This is a genomic window from Isoptericola sp. NPDC060257, from assembly GCF_042726645.1.
In the GTDB taxonomy this organism is placed as follows: domain Bacteria; phylum Actinomycetota; class Actinomycetes; order Actinomycetales; family Cellulomonadaceae; genus Isoptericola; species Isoptericola nanjingensis.
Window position 1 is genome coordinate 1 of record NZ_JBHXAW010000004.1, and the last position, 18,023, is coordinate 18,023.

The following is an 18,023-nucleotide window of genomic DNA, read 5'->3' on the forward strand; positions in this document are numbered from 1 at the left end:
CCGCCGGCCCCGACGGGCGCGGCGGTGGCGACGTCCGTCCGGAACACGGCGCGGTCGGCGGGCCGTGCGGCCGGGTCGTCGGTGAGGCGCCGCACCCGCTCCTTGGCGTTGCGGATGCGCCCGGTGGCGCCGTGCGCCCGCGACCGCAGGCGGAACGCCCCCGACCCGAACGACGCGATGGGGACCTTGCGCGGGATCTGCTCCATCGCCTCGACGTTGGTGGCCGCGATCCGCCGCTGCCGGTCGAGGTCCGCGCGCCACCGCTCGTACGCCAGTCGGAGCTGCTCGCGCTCGGCCTCCTTCGCCGCGAGGTACCCCGACCACCCGGTGCCGTAGCGCCGGGCGCGACCGCCGTCGACCTCGACGAGCGTCGTCGTGAGGTCCGCGAGGAACGCGCGGTCGTGGGTCACGGCGACGACGGTGCCGTCGTGCGACCGCAGCCGCTCGGTGAGCCAGTCGAGGGCGTCGTCGTCGAGGTCGTTGGTCGGCTCGTCGAGCAGCAGCAGCTCGGGGTCGGCGGCGAGCGTCGCCGCCAGCGCGAGGCGCGAGCGCTCACCGCCCGACAGGGTGCCGAGCGCCCGGTCGCGGTCCAGGCCGGGCAGCCCGAGGCGATGGAGCGCGACGTCGACGCGGCGGTCGGCGCCGCGGCCGTCGCGGGCGTCGAAGCGCGCGGTGAGCTCCGCGTACCGCCGCAGCGCGTCGTCCAGGGCGGCGCCGTCGAGCGTCCCGAGCCGGTCCTCGAGCGCGGCGACCTCCGCCGCGAGCGCGCGGACGTCCGCCAGGACGTGGTCGATCGCGTGGGCCACCGTGCTGGCAGGTGGCAGGTCGAGGGTCTGCGGCAGGTGGCCGAGCCCGCCCGGGGCACGCACGACCCGCGTGCCGTTCTGTGGCTCCAGAAGGCCGGCGACGACGGCCAGCAGGGTGGACTTGCCGGAGCCGTTGTCGCCGACGACGCCGACGCGCTCGCCCGGCGAGACGGTCAGGGACAGGCGGTCGAGCACCACGCGGTCGGCGTAGCGCAGGGTGATGTCGGTGAGGGTGAGCTGTGACGGGTCCACGGGCGGGACTCCTTCCGTCGCCGGCGTCGGCGGTCGTGGAGGACGGCGGGCGTGCGAACGCCGACGCGGAGCAGCGCGGTCGTGCCTGCTCGACGCGTCGGCGCCGGAGTGCTCACAGAGTTCCCATCGCCGTGACCTTACGCACCACCGTCCGCCGCCGCCAGGGGATTGCCCACCACGCCCGGGTGGTCACCAGGTCAGGGTGACCGGGCCGATCAGCCCGGACGGGCGGCGGTCGCCCTCGTACCAGTTCGCGGCGCTGTTGCTCACCAGCACCTCGACGGTGCGGGAGCCCGGCGCGAGGGCGCCGAGGTCGACGACGTACGGCGCGGCCGGCGCGTGCCCGGCGACGACGCCGTCCACGCTCACCGTGGCGGCGTCCCCCACCTCGCCCAGGTCGAGGCGTGCCGTGACCGCGCCGTCCGGCACGTCCACCTCGGCCGTGTAGCGCACGGACCCGGAGAGCCGGCGCAGGCCGGGCACGTGGGTCCAGTCGCCGAGCCGCAGCTCCGGGGGCACGACGTCGGCGGGGCCGTCCGCGATCGCGTCCGGGGCGCCGACCACGCGCTCGACCGTGCCGCGCCAGCCGGTGACCTCGACGCGGCGCCCCGCCGCCGGGCCGACCTTCGCGACGGGGTGCCCGGCGGCCGGGACCAGGGCCAGGGTGCGGCGACGCGCCAGCTCCAGGAGCACGCGGCCGTGGTCGTCGCGCTCGACGGCGTGCCGGGCGTCGGTGAACGGGTCCCACCAGCACGCGTCGTCGGGCACGGACGGCAGCCGCAGCCAGGAGCGGATCGGCGCCTCGCCCTCGTGGAAGACGACGTACCCGCGCCGCGGGAGAGCAGCACGGCCCGCAGGTCGGGCGCGGCGGGCTCGGCCTCCACCACCGGGGCGCCGGCCGCGCGCAGATGCTCCTTGAGGGTGACGACGTCGGGGACGCCGTCGGCCGGGTCGAGCAGGACGGCGTAGCCGGCGGCCGCGCGCTCGTCGTCGCGGTCCGCGTATCCGAAGTCGACCTGCGCCTCCAGCAGCGCCCGGACGACCGGGCCGGACGGCGCGGCATCGGCGCGGCTGAGCACGCCGACCGGCCAGACCGGGGGCGCGGCGTCGAGCAGCTGCGCCACCCGCCGCACGTACCGGACCAGCGGCGGCAGGTGCGGCCACCAGGAGTTCCACGGGCCCAGGTCGGGCTCGCTCTCGAACGCCCGCCCGCCGCGCACGGAGGAGAAGAACGCGTGCAGCACGGGCGTCGTCACCCCGCGCGACAGGTACCAGTCCAGCAGCCAGCGCGCCTCGTCCAGGCTCAGCCGCCAGCCGTACGCGCCGAGCACCTCCGTCACCGCCGGCACCCCGCCCCGGGAGCGGGCGGCGCTCGCCGCGACCTTCGGCGCGGTGCTCTCCGGGCCGTCGAGCCCGCTGGTCGCGGCGTCGTCGCCGGGCAGCACCCAGCGCCACACCGTGTCCTGTCCGGGCCAGTGGAGGCGCGCGGCGGTGCCCAGGTCGTCCGGCTCGGCAGGGTGCCCGGTCAGCGCGAGGCCGTGCGCGGCGCACCACGCGGCCTGCGCGTCGTAGTACACGCGGTGCAGCCGCGCCCGAACCGCGTCGTCCCAGTCGCGCACGAACCCCGTGGCGTCGGGGTCCGTGCCTCCGGGGCGCGTGCCCTCGCCGTCCCACAGGCCCGGCAGCCGACGCAGCACGTCCGCCTCGCTGATACCCAGGGCGGCCGCGACCACTGTCTCCAGGCCCGGCGTGTACGGGCGGGCGAGCGGCCGGTGCCCGCGGCCGAGCAGGAACGGCTCGTCGGTGAACATCGCGACCACCGTGGTGCCCAGGTGCTCCCCGAGCGCGCCGGCGTAGGCGTCGTGCGTCAGCTCCAGGAACGCCGCGACGGCGTCCGGGTTCAGCAGGTCCGCCGCGGGCGGTGCGAGCGCCGACCCGTCGTCCTGCTCCGCGTGCGCCCCGCGGATCGTGCCCCCGCTGGCGGCGTCGAACACCGCCGTGACGCGCCACGCGCCGGGCGGCAGGTCCAGCCGCACCAGCCCCGGCGCGCGCACCGGCAGCAGCACGGCGTCATCGTCCGCGCCGTCCACGCGCCGCGCGACGACGGTGAGCAGGCGTGCGTCGAGGTCGCGGCCCAGCGCGGGCCGCCAGTACCCGGCGTCCGCGGGGTCGCCCGTCGGCGCGCCGACCTGCACGTCGACGTCGTGCGTCACCGGCACCAGGCACCGGGCGGCGAACGCGGGGTCGCGCGCCACGACGGCGCCGTTGGCGGAGCCGGACGGGTACGACGCCTCGTCGTACAGCATCACCGCCAGCCCCAGCTGCGCGCACTCGTCGACCGCGACGCGCACCAGCCGCAGGAACTCGTCCGTCAGGTAACCCACCCGCCGGCTCAGTCCGACGCGCGCGCTCAGGGTCACGCCGACGAACCCCGCGTCCGCGATCTCCCGGAGCTGCGCGAGCACGACGTCGTCGTCCAGGTCGTCGTTCCAGAACACGAACGCGTACGGCCCCACCGGCCCGGCCCCGGGCCGCTGTGGGTGCGGGTCGGTCATCCGTCGACCCGCACCACGCGCACGGCGCCGGCGGGCACGGCGAGGGTGCCCTCGACCGCGTCGCCGCTCAGCAGCTCCGTGCCGGTCACCGGGGCGCCCGGCGTGCCGAGCGTCGCGTCGGCGTCCGTGTGGTTGATGGCGAAGAGCCACGATGTCGCGGCACCCGTCGCGCCGTCGTCGGCCCACCGCCGCACGACCTCCACGCCCGCCGGCGCGACGACGTCGGGCACCACGCCTGCCTCGGCCACGAGGCGCTCGGCGAGCGCGCCCAGGCCCGCGTCGTCGAGCCGCGTCGCGACGTACCACGCCCGACCCGCCCCGACCTCGCGGCGGGTGACCGCCGGGCGCCCGGCGAGGGCGCCGTCGTCGTACGACGCGACCACCTCGGTGCCGTCGGCGACGTGCGTCTTCTCGGTCCACAGGTCGGCCGTGGCCTCGCCCCCGACGGCCTTGCCGACCACGCGGACCGACTCGGGCTGCTGCAGCGGGTGGAACTCCTCGGTGCGCACGCCGAGCAGGTCGCGGAACGCGCCCGGGTAGCCGCCGAGGCGGACGTGGTCGTGCTCGTCGACGATGCCGGAGAAGTAGGTGACGACGACGGTCGCCCCGCGCTCGGCGGCGGCCGCGACGTTCGCGGCGTCGGCGTCCGTGACGACGTACGTCGTGGGCAGCACGACCAGGTCGTAGCCGTCGAGGTCGGCGCCCGGCGGCACGAGGTCGGTCGTGACGCCGAGCCGCCACAGCGCCCGGTACCAGGCCTGGACCTGGTCCATGTAGCGCAGGTCCTGGGTGGGGTGCGAGTCGAGCTCCGAACCCCACCACGACGGGTAGTCGACGACGACGGCCGCGCGCGACCGCACCCGCGAGCCGCGCACCTCGCCCAGCGCCCGCAGCGCGCGGCCGAGCGTGACGACGTCGCGCCAGACGTCGGAGTCCCGGCCGGCGTGGGGCACCATCGCCGAGTGGTACTTCTCGGCGCCGGCCTTCGACTGGCGCCACTGGAAGAACATCACCGCGTCCGCGCCGCGGGCCACGTGCTGCAGCGAGTTGCGCAGCATCTCGCCCGGGGCCTTGGGCGTGTTGCGGGGCTGCCAGTTCACGGCCGACGTCGAGTGCTCCATGAGGATCCACGGCGCGCCGCCCGCGACGCCGCGCGTGAGGTCGGCGGAGAACGCGAGGTCCACGTGCCGCTCGGGGTCCGCGGGGTACGTGTAGTGGTCGTTCGCGACGACGTCGAGCTCCGGCCCCCACGAGAAGTAGTCCATGCCCCGGCAGTGCGCCGTCGCCATGAGGTTGGTCGTGACAGGGACGTCCGGCGTGATCTCCCGCAGCGTGTCGCGCAGGTCGAGGTAGTAGTCGAGCAGCGCGTCGGAGGAGAACCGGTGGAAGTCGAGCTGCTGCGTCGGGTTGGCGAACGTCGGTGCGACCAGCGGCGGCAGCACGTCGTCGAACGACCCGTAGCGCTGCGACCAGAAGGCCGTGCCCCACGCCTCGTTGAGGGCGTCGACCGTGCCGTAGCGCGCGCGGAGCCAGTCGCGGAACGCCGCCGCGGCGGAGTCCGAGTAGTCGCGCGGCACGTGGCAGCCGATCTCGTTGTCCACGTGCCAGACGGCGAGCGCCGGGTGGTCGCGGTAGCGCTCGGCGATGCGGGTGGTCATGCGCAGCGCGTAGTCGCGGTGGACGGGGTGGGTGACGGCGTAGGCCTGGCGGCCGCCCTGCTGCAGCACGGTGCCGTCGGCCAGCCGGGGCAGGATCTCGGGGTGCTTGCGGGTGAGCCACGGCGGCGGCGACGCGGTGGCGGTGGCGAGCGCGACCCGGATGCCGGCGGAGTGCAGCCGATCCATCGTCTCGTCGAGCCAGGTCCAGTCCAGCTCGCCCTCGCGCGGCTCGATCGTGGCCCAGGAGAAGATCGCCACGCTGAGGATGGTGACGCCCGCCTCGCGCATGAGCTCGAGGTCCTCGAGGCGCACGTCCTGGGGCCACTGCTCGGGGTTGTAGTCACCGCCGAAGCCGAGACCGTCGAGGCCGGCGTTCCAGGGGCGGGGGGTCGGGGTGGACTCCGGTGTCGTGCGTCGTCGCATGACCCGAGTCTTTCATGTATCGATTCAATGGGGAAGCGCTTGCCGTGGCTCGCCTGCACCAGCGTCGCCGGGCATGACGCCAGGCCGCAGCGACCACCGCCGCCCTACCACCCGGTCACCGTCGCCCACCGCATCGATAGCTCGAGCCCGACCGGCGCAGGTTCGCGCGCTGCCGCGATGGGTACACCAGCGCGCACGGCCCCTGTGCCACCGAACACCCGGCCGCAACAGGACCGGGCTTGGCGTCACGCGTCGTCGAGCGCCAGGACGGGCCGCTGGGCGGGCGCCTCCCTGCCCGTGATCTCGACCGATTGCCGGGTTCCCCAGGAGACGTTGCTGACGGTGGCCATCGCGTACCAGCGCAAGACACGCAGGAAGGTCACGGACCACAGGCCGACGAGGGGGGCGCAGGCCAAGACGGCCAGTCGCTGGCCCGTCGTCTGGTCGTTGCGCCGCAGCGCGAGGTAGGTCGAGGCGACGATGAGCTGGACGCTCCCGACGATGCACGCGCCCAGGAGGATCGTCATGGGGTTCAACAGCGCGCCGGAGGCGAGGACCACGACGAGGGCGACGGTGGCGGCGGCGTACTGCGCCCACCTGGCTACGTGGTACCAGTAGGAGAACCGTCCGAGGGGCAGGCTGCGGAGCCGGGTGCCCGACCGCAGGAAGGACCCCCGCATCCAGCGCAGCTGCTGGCGCCGGTGCCCGTCGAAGGTGGACGGCATCGCCGTGAACGCGAAGGCGCTGGGCTGGTGGACCGTCCGCCCCCGCTGCTGGGCGAAGAGGGTCAGCAGGCTGTCGTCCGAGGTGTGTACTGGACGCCCGCGGAAGGTCTCGGTCAGGTACTCGTCGACGTGGTCCCACAGGATGGCGGCGCGATACGTCGCCATCCCGCCGGAGTTCACCAGGACGGCGCCGGCCCGCGACAGCGCCGCACGGTCGACCATCTGCATGGACAGGTACCAGACCTCCTGCATGCGGGTCAGGACGTTGGTGCGGTAGTTGGTGACGAGGATCGTGCCCGCCACCGACTGGACCTGGGGGTCCTCGAACGGTTGGAGGCTCTCCTCGATCGCCCGCACGTCGAGCTGGGTGTCGCTGTCGACGGTGACGTAGAAGTCGGCGTCCCGGTAGGTGCGCGCGCCGGCGACCTGGGCGCTGCGCTTGCCGCCGTTCTCCTGCCGCTGCCAGGTCGAGGTGACGCCCGCGCGCGACGCGGCCTCGGTGAACCAGTCCCGCACCGTGGCGTAGTCGCCCGTGGTGGACCCGTCGTCGACGACGCAGACGGCGGCCGGCGGGTGGGTCTGGCGCAGCAGCGCCTCGAGGTTGCCGCGCAGGATGTCGTCGGCCTCGTTGTAGACCGGGACGAGGACGGCGACCCGCGCGGCGGCCAGGCGCGCCGCGCCGTCGGGGGACGCGACGGCAGGTCGGTCGAAGGCGGCGGTTGCGAGCTGCCAGACCAGGAAGGCCATGCCGGCGACGTACACCCACAGCACCGGGCTGTGGCCGGTCACGAGGAAGGCCAGCCGATGGGTGGCCCAGACGATGCCGAGCCCCGCCCCGGCGACGAGGACCCAGCGGACGCGGCCCGGGACCCGCGTGGCGCCGAGGGGCGCGTGCTCCTGTGATGGTGCGGTCATGATGCTCTCCGGCGATGACGTATCGAGTGGAATGGACGTGGTCAGAGCCGGTCGGAGGCCTGGTCGAGCGTTCCGGTGGTGTCGAAGAAGCGCTGCGCCGTCGCCGCGAGGCCGGACAGGTCGTAGGCGCTGTGCTTCTGGACGAGGATGACGAGGTCGGCCTCGGCGACGGCGGCGCGCAGGTCCTCGTCGTCGACGCGCCGGACACCGGGCTCGTCCCAGGCCGAGACGTGCGGGTCGTGGTACTCGACCTGGGCGCCGTGGCTCAGCAGCGCCTGGGCCAGGGGGCGGGCGGGCGTCTCACGGTCGTCGGAGATGTCCCGCTTGTACGCGACGCCGAGGAGGACCACCCGGGCGCCTCGCAGGGTGATGTCCGCGTCGTTGAGCAGGTCTTGGCTGCGGCGCGCGACGTATGCGGGCATCCCGACGTTGATCTCCTGCGCCAGCTCCGCCATGCGGAGGGGCCGGCCGGTCTGCTCGCGCAGGTGGGCGCTGAGGTACATGGGGTCGATCGGGATGCAGTGCCCGCCGACGCCGACGCCGGGCCGGAACGGCTGGAAGCCGAAGGGCTTGGTGGACGCGGCTCCGATGACGTCCCACACGTCGATGCCGAGGTCGTGGCACGCCTGGGCGAGCTCGTTGACGAGGGCGATGTTCACCTGGCGGTAGGTGTTCTCCAAGAGCTTCGCGGTCTCCGCCTCGCGGGGTGAGGACACCGGCACGACGCGGTCGACGAACGCGGAGTAGAGCGCGGTGGCGCGGTCGGTGCAGGCCGGGGTGAGACCGCCGACGACCTTGGGCGTGTTCCGGACGCCGAAGGTGCCGTTGCCCGGGTCGACCCGCTCGGGGGAGAAGGCGAGGTGGAAGTCGGCACCGGCCGTGAGCCCGGACTGTTCCGAGAGGATGGGGGCCACGATGTCCTCCGTGGTGCCCGGGAACGTGGTGGACTCCAGCACGACGAGCGTGCCCGGCTGGAGATTGCGACCCACCGTCACGACGGCGCTGCGGACTGCGGAGAGGTCCGGCCCGCCGTCGGCTCCCAGGGGCGTGGGTACGCAGATGACGACGGCACGGGCACGGCGCAGCAGCCGCTCGTCCGTGTCGGCGACGAAGCCCGCCGCCGCCATCGCGGCGACCTGGTCGTCGCTGATGTCGTCCACCGCCGAGCGGCCGGCGCGCAGCCCGTCGACCCGGGCCTCGTCGATGTCGAAGCCGGCCACACGCAGGCCGGAGGTGCTCGCCTCCTGCGCCAGCGGGAGGCCGACATAGCCGAGCCCGACGACGGCGAGGTCGAACGTGGCGGTCGCGCCGCGCGGGGCGGTCGCGGGGACGGCCGTCGGGGTGGTGGCCGGGCGGGTCGTGGTGACGGTGGTCATGATCGCGCTTCTTTCGAGGTTCGGGGTTGAACTCTTCGTGCTGACACCTTTAGTATGCATGTATACACGGATACAAACAAGAGGAGGTGACACAGATCATGAGCGACGGGATGCCGATGGTGACCGGTGGTGGCGCAGCAGTGCTGGCCATGACCGGAGTACAGGCGAGCCTGGGCTGGTTCGTCCTGGCCGCCGCGGGGCTGGTCCTCGCCGGTGCCGTCCTGCTGCGCGTGCGGAGCAGGCGCGCGGCACGACGCGGATGACGCGAGCAGTGCACACACAGCGGGCCGGCCGCCCTCGGGCGTCGGCCCGCCGTCGTACCCGGAACCCCGCGTGCTCGGCAGGCCCGACACGGCCCGCCGCGCTCCAGCCTCTAGTCTCGTCCCGAACCGATGGAGGAACCGTGCCGCTCAGTCCACCCCGCCGTCCCCTTCCCGCCACGAGCGCCCTCGTCGACGGCGTGTACCAGGTGCTGCTCGACGCGATCGTCTCGGGCGAGCTCGCCCCCGGCGAAGTCGTCAAGGAGTCCGAGGTGGGGCAGCTCCTCGGCGTGTCCCGCACCCCCGTACGCGAGGCGTTCCGCCGACTGGCCGAGAGCGGCCTGCTCCGTATCGAGGTCAACCGCGGCAGCCGGGTGGCGGACCTGGACCCCGACCATCTCAGGCAGGTGGGCGACGTCCTGGCCGAACTGGTCGGCTACGCGAGCCGCCTCGCCCTGCCGCGGCTGTCGGACCACGACGTGCGCTGGCTCGAGACGCTCAGCGAGGAGCAGCTGCGGACCGCGCTCTCCTCGCCCGAGGACTACCCGCTTCGGGCGATCGAGCTGCACGACTTCTTCATCGCGCGAGCAGACAACGCGGTGCTCGCGACACTGACGTCCGCACTACGGCCCCACATCCAGAGGCTCGTGTTCGCCAGGCAGGGCCTCCTGGTGCATCTGGAGCAGGCCCAGCAGCTCGCGGCGATCTCAGCGGCGGTCCGCGAGGGCGACGCCGATCTGCTTCAGACCATCGTCAGGGCGTACTGGCACTACTTCACGGAGCAGATGCTCGCGAACGACTGACGGCGGCCGCCTTGCGGTCGGCTCGCCGACGCGAGCCGTCACATCGCGGCACCCGCGCTCGTCCCCAGCCGATGAACCCGGTTGTTCCGGGTGAGTTCTCCTTGCCCGCTCGAGGCGTTCGACGTCCGGCCCGCCGAGCACCCACCGGTGCTCCGTGGGCCGGTGCGCCCTGAGCGCGGTGCACGGTCGACAGTCGAGGCGGTGGGGTCAGCCGACGCCGATGGTGGACTCGCGGACCACCAGCTCGGGCTGGAACGTCACCTGCTCGACGACGTCGTCCGGGTCCAGCAGCAGGTCCGCCGCGCGGTGGCCGAGCTGGTGCGTCGGCTGGCGCACCGACGTCAGCGGCGTGGCCAGCTCGCCCGCGAAGGTGACGTCGTCGTACCCGACTACCGCCATGCCGGACGGCACGGGGACGTCGGCGGCGCGGAGCGTGCGCAGGGCGCCGAGGGCGGTGAGGTCGTTGACGCACATCGTGGCCGTCGGGCGCTCGGCGAGTGCGAGCACCTGCTCGGTGCCGGCCTGGCCGCCGTCGGCGTTGAGGGTGGAGATCGTGATCTCGACCAGTGCCTCGGCGGGGTCGAGGCCGAGCTCCACGAGCGCGTCGTGCAGGCCGGCGCTGCGGTCGGCGCACTGGCGGATGGTGTGCGGGCCGTTGAGGAAGGCGATCCGCTCGTGCCCGAGGTCGACGAGGTGGCGCGCGGCGGCGGCGGCGCCCGCGCGGTCGTCGACGGCCACCGACGACAGGGTGTCGACCGGCGACGGGCGGTCGAGCAGCACGACGCGCAGCCCCCGGGCGCGCAGGGTCTCCAGGTGCTCGAGGTCCTGCGTGGCCGGCACGACCATGACGCCCTGCACGCCGTGCTCCTCGAAGAGGCGCAGGTAGCGGGCCTCGCGCTCCGGCTTCTCGTCGGAGCTGGCGAGCATGAGGGTGTAGTCCGCCTCCTCGAGGCGGTCCTCGATGCCGCGCGCCACGTCGGTAAAGAACGGGTTGGAGACGTCGAGCACGATGGCTCCCGCCGTGGTGATCGTGCCGGCGCGGAGCTGGCGCGCGGACCCGTTGGGCACGAATGCGAGGTCGTCGATGGCGGCGAGCACCCGCTCGCGCGTGGCCGGGGAGACGCGGTCCGGACGGTTGAGCACGTTCGAGACCGTGCCGACCGACACCTTGGCCTGGCGCGCGACGTCGCTGATCGACGCGCGGCGGCGGGGGGCGGTCGTCGTCATGGGCTGCTCCTCGGGTTCGGGCGCGTCGTCGCGCCTGGGCTCCAGCGTAGAGGTACCTGGGCGCCGGTCCGGTTGCTGCCCGGCGCCGTCTCGTGTTGCTAGGTTTCATGCTATGAACCGTTTCACCGATGACGGCGCAACGACGCACGTCTGTTTCGTGTCCCGCGTACGGCGCGACCGGCTCGAGGAGTACAAGGCGGCCCACGCCGCCGTCTGGCCCGAGATGCTCGAGGCGCTGGCCGACACCGGCTGGCACGACTACCGCCTGTTCCTCGGCGCCGACGGGCTGCTCGTCGGCGTCCTGCGCACCGACGACTACGAGCGCGCCCAGCGCGACATGGCCGCCCGCGAGGTGAACGAGCGCTGGCAGGCCGCGATGAAGGACTTCTTCGAGCCGGCCGAGGGGCGACCGGACGAGGGGTTCGTCCAGCTCGAGGAGGTCTTCCACCTGGAGTCCCAGCTCGACGCCGCGCGCCGCGCCGACTGACCGCCCGCGACCTGTCAGGACCTCGCACACATAAGCCTGCTCTCGGCCCTGACGGCTCCCAGCGCTCGCGAGTCGTCAGGACTACGTTCACGTCTACGTGCTCCTGGCCCTGACACGTCGGCGGGCGAGGGTTCGAAGATGCGCAGACGGTTGACGCCGCCTCGCGCCCCACCTAGGCTATGAAACGATTCAAAGCGCGGTCGCCCCGCCGGCCGCACCAGCACCGCGCGAGGGAGCGCGGACGAGGAGGAGACATGACGGCGACGACGCCCGTGCTCGACGCACGGCTGCGCAAGGCCCTCGGCGAGCAGACCATCGAGCTGCCCTCGTGGGCGTTCGGCAACTCGGGGACCCGGTTCAAGGTGTTCGGCACGCCCGGCACCCCCCGCGACCCGTACGAGAAGATCGCGGACGCCGCCCAGGTGCACCGCTACACGGGCATCGCGCCGCGCGTGTCGCTGCACGTCCCGTGGGACCTGGTCGACGACTTCTCCGACCTGGCCCGGCACGCCAAGGAGCACGGCGTCACCATCGGGATGATCAACTCGAACCTGTTCCAGGACGACGACTACAAGCTCGGCTCCCTCACGCACTCCGACCCGGCCGTGCGCCGCAAGGCGATCGCCCACCACGTGCAGTGCATCGACGTCATGCGCGCCACGGGGTCGAAGGAGCTGAAGGTCTGGCTGCCGGACGGCACCAACTACCCGGGCCAGGACTCGATCCGCGCCCGCCAGGACCGGCTCGCCGAGTCCCTCGCGGAGATCTACGCGCAGCTCGACGACGACCACCGCATGGTGCTCGAGTACAAGTTCTTCGAGCCGGCGTTCTACCACACGGACGTGCCGGACTGGGGCACGTCGCTGCTGCACTGCCTCGCCCTCGGCGACAAGGCGAACGTCGTGCTCGACACGGGCCACCACGCGCCCGGCACCAACATCGAGTTCATCGTGGCGCAGCTGCTGCGTCAGGGCCGCCTCGGCGCGTTCGACTTCAACTCGCGCTTCTACGCCGACGACGACCTCATGGCCGGCGCCGCGGACCCGTTCCAGCTCTTCCGGATCATGCACGAGATCGTGCAGGCGGACGCGCTGCGCCCGGAGTCGGGGGTGAACTTCATGCTCGACCAGTGCCACAACATCGAGGACAAGATCCCCGGCCAGATCCGCTCCGTGATGAACGTCCAGGAGGCCACGGCCAAGGCGCTGCTCGTCGACGCCGAGGCCCTCGACGCCGCGCAGCGCTCCGGCGACGTGCTCGGCGCCAACGGGGCGCTCATGGACGCCTACAACACGGACGTGCGCGGCCTCCTCGCCGACCTGCGCGCCGAGCAGGGCCTCGACCCCGAGCCCATGAAGGCGTTCGCGGCGTCCGGCTACCTGGCGCAGATCGCGGCCGAGCGCGTCGGCGGCCAGCAGGCCGGCTGGGGCGCCTGAGGATGACGACGACGGCAGGGGCGACGGCTGAGACCACCGTCGTCGACGGGGTTCTCGACGGCCCGCACGGTGACCTCCCGGTGCGGGTCTACACGCCGGGGACGACGCCGGTCGCCGGCCTCGTGTGGGCGCACGGCGGGGGCTTCATGCACGGCGACCTCGACATGCCCGAGGCCGACGGCGTCGCGCGGGCGCTGGCGGCGTCCGGCGTGCTCGTCGTCAGCGTCGACTACCGCCGTGTCCTCCCGTTCGACGAGGAAGCGGTCCGGTCCGGCGCCCGCGCCGGGCGGGTGAGCGCGGAGGGCGTCCGCTTCCCGGTGCCCTCCGAGGAGGTCGGCTTCGCGTACGACTGGGCGCTCGGGGCCGACCTCGGCGTGGCGCCCGAGCGTTGGTCGATCGGCGGCGCGAGCGCGGGCGGCAACCTCGCCGCCGGCGCCTCGCTGCGGCTGCGCGACGCCGGCACGCCGGTGCGCAGCACCGTGCTCGCCTACCCGGTGGCGCACTACGCCCTGCCGCCGCACTCGGACGAGCTCGCGGCCAAGGTCGAGGCCATCGGGGGCAGCTTCCCGCCCGAGCTGGTCGCCGCGATGAACGACAACTACCTCGGGCACGCCGACGGGCCGGCGTCGCCGTACGCGTTCCCGGGCGGTGCCGGGGACGACCTGCGCGGGCTGCCGCCGACGTTCGTCCTGACGTCGGACAGCGACGGGCTGCGCTCGTCCGGCGAGGCGTACGCCGCGGAGCTGGCCGCCGCCGGGGTCGACGTCCTGCTCGTCCGCGAGGACGGCACCACGCACGGCCACCTCAACCAGCCCGACCACCCCGGCTGCGCGCGCAGCCTCGCACGGATCGCCGCCTGGCTCACCACGGACGCCCTCGTCGGCGCCGCGCACGAGCGCTGACCCCCCGTACCCCTCACCGCACCCACCCCCGTCCGTCGGCCGACGGACCGACCACCGGAGCACCGATGACGAAGCAGACCGTCAACCCGACCGTGGAGGCCCTCGTCGCGCGGTCGAACCGCCTGGGCGCCGACCCGCGCAACACGAACTACGCCGGCGGCAACACGTCCGCCAAGGGGATCGAGAAGGACCCGGTCACCGGGCAGGACGTCGAGCTGCTGTGGGTCAAGGGCTCCGGCGGCGACCTCGGCACCCTCACCGCGAAGGGCCTCGCCGTCCTGCGGCTCGACCGCCTGCGCGCCCTCACCGAGGTGTACCCGGGCGTGGAGCGCGAGGACGAGATGGTCGCCGCGTTCGACTACTGCCTGCACGGCAAGGGCGGCGCCGCCCCGAGCATCGACACGGCCATGCACGGCCTGGTCGACGCCGCGCACGTGGACCACCTGCACCCGGACGCCGGCATCGCGATCGCGACCGCCGTCGACGGCCCGGAGCTGACGCAGAAGATCTTCGGCGGCAAGGTCGTGTGGGTGCCGTGGCGCCGCCCCGGCTTCCAGCTCGGCCTCGACATCGCGGAGATCAAGGCCGCCCACCCGGACGCGATCGGCACGGTGCTCGGCGGGCACGGCATCACGGCCTGGGGCGAGACGGCCGAGGAGTCCGAGGCGAGCTCGCTGTGGATCATCGAGACCGCCGCCGCGTACATCGCCGAGCACGGTGCGCCGGAGCCCTTCGGCCCGCCCCTCGACGGCTACGGCGCCCTGCCCGACGACGAGCGCCGCGCCAAGGCCGCCGCGCTCGCCCCGCACCTGCGCGCCGTCGCGTCGCACGACAAGCCGCAGGTGGGGCACTTCACCGACGCCGACGTCGTGCTCGACTTCCTGGCGAGCGCCGAGCACGCGCGCCTGGCGGAGCTGGGCACCAGCTGCCCCGACCACTTCCTGCGCACCAAGGTGAAGCCGCTGGTCGTGGACCTGCCGGCCACCGCCACGGTCGAGGAGATCGTGGAGCGGCTGCCCGAGCTGCACGAGGCGTACCGCGCCGACTACACCGCGTACTACGAGCGCGGCGCCGCCGAGGCCCGCGCCCGCGGCGAGGAGCCGCCCGCCATGCGCGGCGCGGACCCGGCGATCGTCCTCGTGCCCGGCGTGGGCATGTTCTCCTACGGCGCAGACAAGCAGACGGCGCGCGTGGCGGGGGAGTTCTACGTCAACGCCATCAACGTGATGCGCGGCGCGGAGGCCCTGTCCACGTACGCCCCGATCGACGAGTCGGAGAAGTTCCGCATCGAGTACTGGGCGCTCGAGGAGGCGAAGCTCCAGCGCAAGCCGAAGCCCAAGCCGCTCGCGACCCGCATCGCGTTCGTCACCGGCGCGGCCTCCGGCATCGGCAAGGCCATCGCCACCCGCCTCGCGGCGGAGGGCGCGTGCGTCGTCGTCGCGGACCTCGACCTGGAGAAGGCCCGGGCCGCCGCGGCCGAGCTGGGCTCGACCGACGTCGCGATCGGCCTGGCGGCGAACGTCGCCGACGAGGCCGCCGTGCAGGCCGCGCTCGCCGACGCCGTCCTCGCCTTCGGCGGCGTGGACATCGTGGTGAACAACGCCGGCCTGTCGCTGAGCAAGTCGCTGTTCGACACCACCGAGGCGGACTGGGACCTGCAGCACGACGTCATGGCCAAGGGCTCGTTCCTCGTGGCCAAGAACGCCGCGCGCATCCTCGTGGACCAGAAGCTCGGCGGCGACATCGTCTACATCTCGTCGAAGAACTCCGTGTTCGCGGGCCCGAACAACATCGCGTACTCGGCCACCAAGGCCGACCAGGCGCACCAGGTGCGGCTGCTGGCCGCCGAGCTCGGCGAGCACGGCATCAAGGTCAACGGCATCAACCCGGACGGCGTCGTGCGCGGCTCGGGCATCTTCGCCTCCGGGTGGGGCGCCAACCGCGCCAAGACGTACGGCATCGAGGAGCAGGACCTGGGCAAGTTCTACGCCCAGCGCACGCTGCTCAAGCGCGAGGTGCTGCCCGAGCACGTCGCCAACGCCGTCTACGCGCTGTGCACGTCCGACTTCTCGCACACCACCGGCCTGCACGTGCCCGTCGACGCCGGCGTGGCCCAGGCGTTCCTGCGGTGACGGGCACGACCCCCTCGACGGCGGAGGGCACCCTCGCCGCCGTCGACCTGGGCGCCACCAGCGGGCGCGTCATCCTGGGCCGTTTCGGCGGGCGCGAGGGGCTGCGGCTGCAGCACGTCGCGCGGTTCCCCAACGACCCGGTCCGTACGCCCGACGGCCTGCACTGGAACCTGCTGGAGCTGTACCGCCAGGTGCTCGACGGGCTGGCCGCGGCCGAGCGCGAGGCGCCGGGGGAGATCCTGGGCGTCGGGATCGACTCGTGGGCCGTGGACTACGGCCTGCTGCGCGGCGGCCGGCTGCTCGGCGTGCCGTACCACTACCGGGACGCGCGCACGGCGGACGGCGTGGAGCGCGTGCACGCGCGCGTGGACGCCGCGGCGCTGTACGCGCGCAACGGGCTGCAGCACCTGCCGTTCAACACGGTGTTCCAGCTGGCCACGGAGGGGCCGCTGCTCGACCTGGCCGACCGGCTGCTGCTGGTGCCCGACCTGCTCGCGCACTGGCTCACCGGGGCCGAGGTCGCGGAGCGCACCAACGCCTCCACGACCGGTCTGCTCGACGCGCGCACGGGGGAGTGGGACACGGGCCTCGCCGACCTCGTGGGGATCCCGGCCGGGATCCTGCCGCCCCTCGTCGACCCGGGGGCGTCGCTCGGGGCCCTGCGCCCCGACGTCGCGGAGCTGGTCGGCCGGGCGCTCGAGGTCACGGCCGTCGGCTCGCACGACACGGCCTCCGCCGTCGTCGCCGTGCCCGCCACCGACCGGGACGTCGCCTACGTCTCGTGCGGCACCTGGGGGCTGGTCGGCCTCGAGCTCGACGCGCCCGTGCTCTCCGAGGACGCCCGCCTCGCCGGCTTCACCAACGAGGGCGGCGTCGACGGCCGCACGCGCTTCCTGCACAACGTCATGGGGCTGTGGCTGCTCAGCGAGTCGATCCGCACCTGGGAGCGCGAGTCCACGGCGGCCCAGCGCTCCAGCACCCTGCAGGAGCTGCTGGCCGAGGCGGCGCACGTCACCGCGCCCGTCGCGGTCTTCGACGTCGACGACCCGCGCTTCCTGCCGCCGGGCGACATCCCCGGGCGGATCGCCGACTGGTGCCGCGAGCACGGCCGGCCCGTGCCGGCCACCCGCGGGGAGTACGTGCGCAGCATCGTGGAGAGCCTCGCGCAGGCGTTCGCGGACGCCGTCACGACGGCCGCGCGGCTCGCCGGGCGCACCGTCTCGGCCATCCACGTGGTCGGCGGCGGCGCGCAGAACACGCTGCTGTGCCAGGCGACGGCGGACCGCTCCGGGCTTCCCGTGGTCGCCGGCCCCGTCGAGGCCACCGCCATCGGCAACCTGCTGGTGCAGGCCCGGGCCCGAGGCCTCGTGGACGGCGGCCTGGAGGACCTGCGCGCGCTCGTCGCCGCGGCGTTCACACCCGAGCGCTACGCCCCGCGGTAGAACCCGCCGGACGCCGCGCCGTGGGTCGCCAGGCCCTCCGGCGCGGCGACGGGCGCCCGGTCGGCGGTCGTGAACCGCGCCCACACGTGCTTCTCGCCGCGGTCGGTGCAGTACCAGCCGACCTCGTCGGCGATCGTCTTCGCGAGGCGCAGGCCGTGGCCGCCCTCGCCCGGCTCCCGGTCGTGCGGGACGACGGGCGGGGCGTCCGGGCTGTGGTCGGCGACGTCGACGACGGCGACGTCGCCGTCGCACAGGAGCCGCGCGACCACGGGCGGCCGGGCGTGCTCCAGGGCGTTCGCCACCAGCTCGCTCGCCACCAGCACCATGCGCTGGCGGCCGGACAGCCCGCCGACGTCCGCGGTGGGGCCCACCTGCGCCGCCGGGCAGTCGCACGGCAGGCGCGCCTCGAGCGCCGCGCGCACGTCCGCGAGGTCGTCGACGGTGCGCACGGCCCACGCCCCGACCACGTCGAGCCGCCCGACGGGGACGGCCTCGACCGGCGTCACCGGCGCACGTCCGGAACCATGCAGCAGCCTCCTGTGGCCACGGGGGATGGGTGCCTTCCGAGGGCCGCGACAGCGGCCTGAACCGTCGTCGACCCTACTGCCCCGAGGCCGCCCCCGC

The 18,023-nt window shown here is 74.1% G+C and carries 15 protein-coding genes; 7 read left to right on the top strand and 8 right to left on the bottom strand.

What is annotated here, in order from left to right; translation table 11 throughout:
* The 6 genes from ACFWEK_RS00700 to ACFWEK_RS00725 form a co-directional block, all read right to left on the bottom strand.
* The coding region (locus tag ACFWEK_RS00700; RefSeq protein WP_430552739.1) for an ATP-binding cassette domain-containing protein at window positions 1-1,058 on the bottom strand (1,058 nt) is incomplete at its 3' end.
* Between the two features lie 189 nt (window positions 1,059-1,247).
* Window positions 1,248-1,493 carry a hypothetical protein gene (locus ACFWEK_RS00705; RefSeq protein ID WP_430552740.1) on the bottom strand — a complete coding sequence of 82 codons (246 nt, stop codon included), beginning with the start codon at window positions 1,491-1,493 and terminating at the stop codon, window positions 1,248-1,250.
* Entirely contained in the window at window positions 1,424-3,613 is a 2,190-nt protein-coding gene (locus ACFWEK_RS00710) for a hypothetical protein (protein WP_430552741.1), read from the bottom strand. The genes ACFWEK_RS00705 and ACFWEK_RS00710 overlap by 70 nt, the downstream gene beginning before the upstream one ends.
* Entirely contained in the window at window positions 3,610-5,694 is a 2,085-nt protein-coding gene (locus ACFWEK_RS00715) for a beta-galactosidase (RefSeq protein WP_430552742.1), read from the bottom strand. Before ACFWEK_RS00715 ends, ACFWEK_RS00710 begins: the two co-directional genes overlap by 4 nt.
* 245 nt (window positions 5,695-5,939) lie before the next feature.
* Complete coding sequence (locus ACFWEK_RS00720; protein ID WP_430552743.1) at window positions 5,940-7,334, bottom strand: glycosyltransferase; 1,395 nt, start codon at window positions 7,332-7,334, stop codon at window positions 5,940-5,942.
* Window positions 7,335-7,375: 41 nt separating this feature from the next.
* Entirely contained in the window at window positions 7,376-8,710 is a 1,335-nt protein-coding gene (locus ACFWEK_RS00725) for a nucleotide sugar dehydrogenase (protein ID WP_430548084.1), read from the bottom strand.
* 86 nt (window positions 8,711-8,796) lie between these two features.
* Here ACFWEK_RS00725 and ACFWEK_RS00730 point away from each other — a divergent pair, with 86 nt between their 5' ends.
* Window positions 8,797-8,973, top strand: coding sequence for an LPXTG cell wall anchor domain-containing protein (locus ACFWEK_RS00730; RefSeq protein WP_430552744.1), 177 nt, complete (start codon window positions 8,797-8,799; stop codon window positions 8,971-8,973).
* On the top strand, window positions 8,970-9,773 hold the full coding sequence (locus tag ACFWEK_RS00735) for a GntR family transcriptional regulator (RefSeq protein ID WP_430552745.1): 804 nt from the start codon (window positions 8,970-8,972) through the stop codon (window positions 9,771-9,773). Before ACFWEK_RS00730 ends, ACFWEK_RS00735 begins: the two co-directional genes overlap by 4 nt.
* A gap of 207 nt (window positions 9,774-9,980) precedes the next feature.
* Here the strand turns inward: ACFWEK_RS00735 and ACFWEK_RS00740 are convergent, their stop codons facing one another.
* A complete protein-coding gene (locus tag ACFWEK_RS00740) occupies window positions 9,981-11,000 on the bottom strand; it encodes a LacI family DNA-binding transcriptional regulator (RefSeq protein WP_430548081.1) in 1,020 nt (339 codons plus the stop codon).
* Window positions 11,001-11,112: 112 nt separating this feature from the next.
* Here ACFWEK_RS00740 and ACFWEK_RS00745 point away from each other — a divergent pair, with 112 nt between their 5' ends.
* The 5 genes from ACFWEK_RS00745 to ACFWEK_RS00765 all read left to right on the top strand — a co-directional run bounded on the left by ACFWEK_RS00745 (window position 11,113) and on the right by ACFWEK_RS00765 (window position 17,399).
* Window positions 11,113-11,487, top strand: a complete 375-nt coding sequence (locus ACFWEK_RS00745) for an L-rhamnose mutarotase (RefSeq protein WP_430552746.1) — start codon at window positions 11,113-11,115, stop codon at window positions 11,485-11,487.
* Between the two features lie 254 nt (window positions 11,488-11,741).
* Complete coding sequence (rhaI, locus tag ACFWEK_RS00750; protein ID WP_430552747.1) at window positions 11,742-12,923, top strand: L-rhamnose isomerase; 1,182 nt, start codon at window positions 11,742-11,744, stop codon at window positions 12,921-12,923.
* A gap of 2 nt (window positions 12,924-12,925) precedes the next feature.
* Complete coding sequence (locus ACFWEK_RS00755) at window positions 12,926-13,825, top strand: alpha/beta hydrolase fold domain-containing protein (RefSeq protein WP_430552748.1); 900 nt, start codon at window positions 12,926-12,928, stop codon at window positions 13,823-13,825.
* 65 nt (window positions 13,826-13,890) lie between these two features.
* Window positions 13,891-15,957 carry a bifunctional aldolase/short-chain dehydrogenase gene (locus ACFWEK_RS00760; RefSeq protein ID WP_430552749.1) on the top strand — a complete coding sequence of 689 codons (2,067 nt, stop codon included), beginning with the start codon at window positions 13,891-13,893 and terminating at the stop codon, window positions 15,955-15,957.
* Complete coding sequence (locus ACFWEK_RS00765; RefSeq protein ID WP_430552750.1) at window positions 15,954-17,399, top strand: rhamnulokinase family protein; 1,446 nt, start codon at window positions 15,954-15,956, stop codon at window positions 17,397-17,399. The genes ACFWEK_RS00760 and ACFWEK_RS00765 overlap by 4 nt, the downstream gene beginning before the upstream one ends.
* On the opposite strand, the gene ACFWEK_RS00770 is transcribed toward ACFWEK_RS00765, so the two are convergent.
* Window positions 17,384-17,905, bottom strand: a complete 522-nt coding sequence (locus ACFWEK_RS00770) for an ATP-binding protein (protein ID WP_430552751.1) — start codon at window positions 17,903-17,905, stop codon at window positions 17,384-17,386. The two genes, ACFWEK_RS00765 and ACFWEK_RS00770, sit on opposite strands and share 16 nt — an antisense overlap.
* Window positions 17,906-18,023: the final 118 nt, after the last annotated feature.

Excerpts from the sequence above, each read along its gene's own strand:
- ACFWEK_RS00710 (WP_430552741.1), bottom strand. The coding sequence starts at position 3,613 with ATGACCGACCCGCACCCACAGCGGCCCGGGGCCGGGCCGGTGGGGCCG.
- ACFWEK_RS00735 (WP_430552745.1), top strand. The coding sequence starts at position 8,970 with ATGACGCGAGCAGTGCACACACAGCGGGCCGGCCGCCCTCGGGCGTCG.
- ACFWEK_RS00720 (WP_430552743.1), bottom strand. The coding sequence starts at position 7,334 with ATGACCGCACCATCACAGGAGCACGCGCCCCTCGGCGCCACGCGGGTC.
- ACFWEK_RS00760 (WP_430552749.1), top strand. The coding sequence starts at position 13,891 with ATGACGAAGCAGACCGTCAACCCGACCGTGGAGGCCCTCGTCGCGCGG.
- ACFWEK_RS00740 (WP_430548081.1), bottom strand. The coding sequence starts at position 11,000 with ATGACGACGACCGCCCCCCGCCGCCGCGCGTCGATCAGCGACGTCGCG.
- ACFWEK_RS00755 (WP_430552748.1), top strand. The coding sequence starts at position 12,926 with ATGACGACGACGGCAGGGGCGACGGCTGAGACCACCGTCGTCGACGGG.
- ACFWEK_RS00745 (WP_430552746.1), top strand. The coding sequence starts at position 11,113 with ATGAACCGTTTCACCGATGACGGCGCAACGACGCACGTCTGTTTCGTG.
- rhaI (WP_430552747.1), top strand. The coding sequence starts at position 11,742 with ATGACGGCGACGACGCCCGTGCTCGACGCACGGCTGCGCAAGGCCCTC.
- ACFWEK_RS00715 (WP_430552742.1), bottom strand. The coding sequence starts at position 5,694 with ATGCGACGACGCACGACACCGGAGTCCACCCCGACCCCCCGCCCCTGG.
- ACFWEK_RS00725 (WP_430548084.1), bottom strand. The coding sequence starts at position 8,710 with ATGACCACCGTCACCACGACCCGCCCGGCCACCACCCCGACGGCCGTC.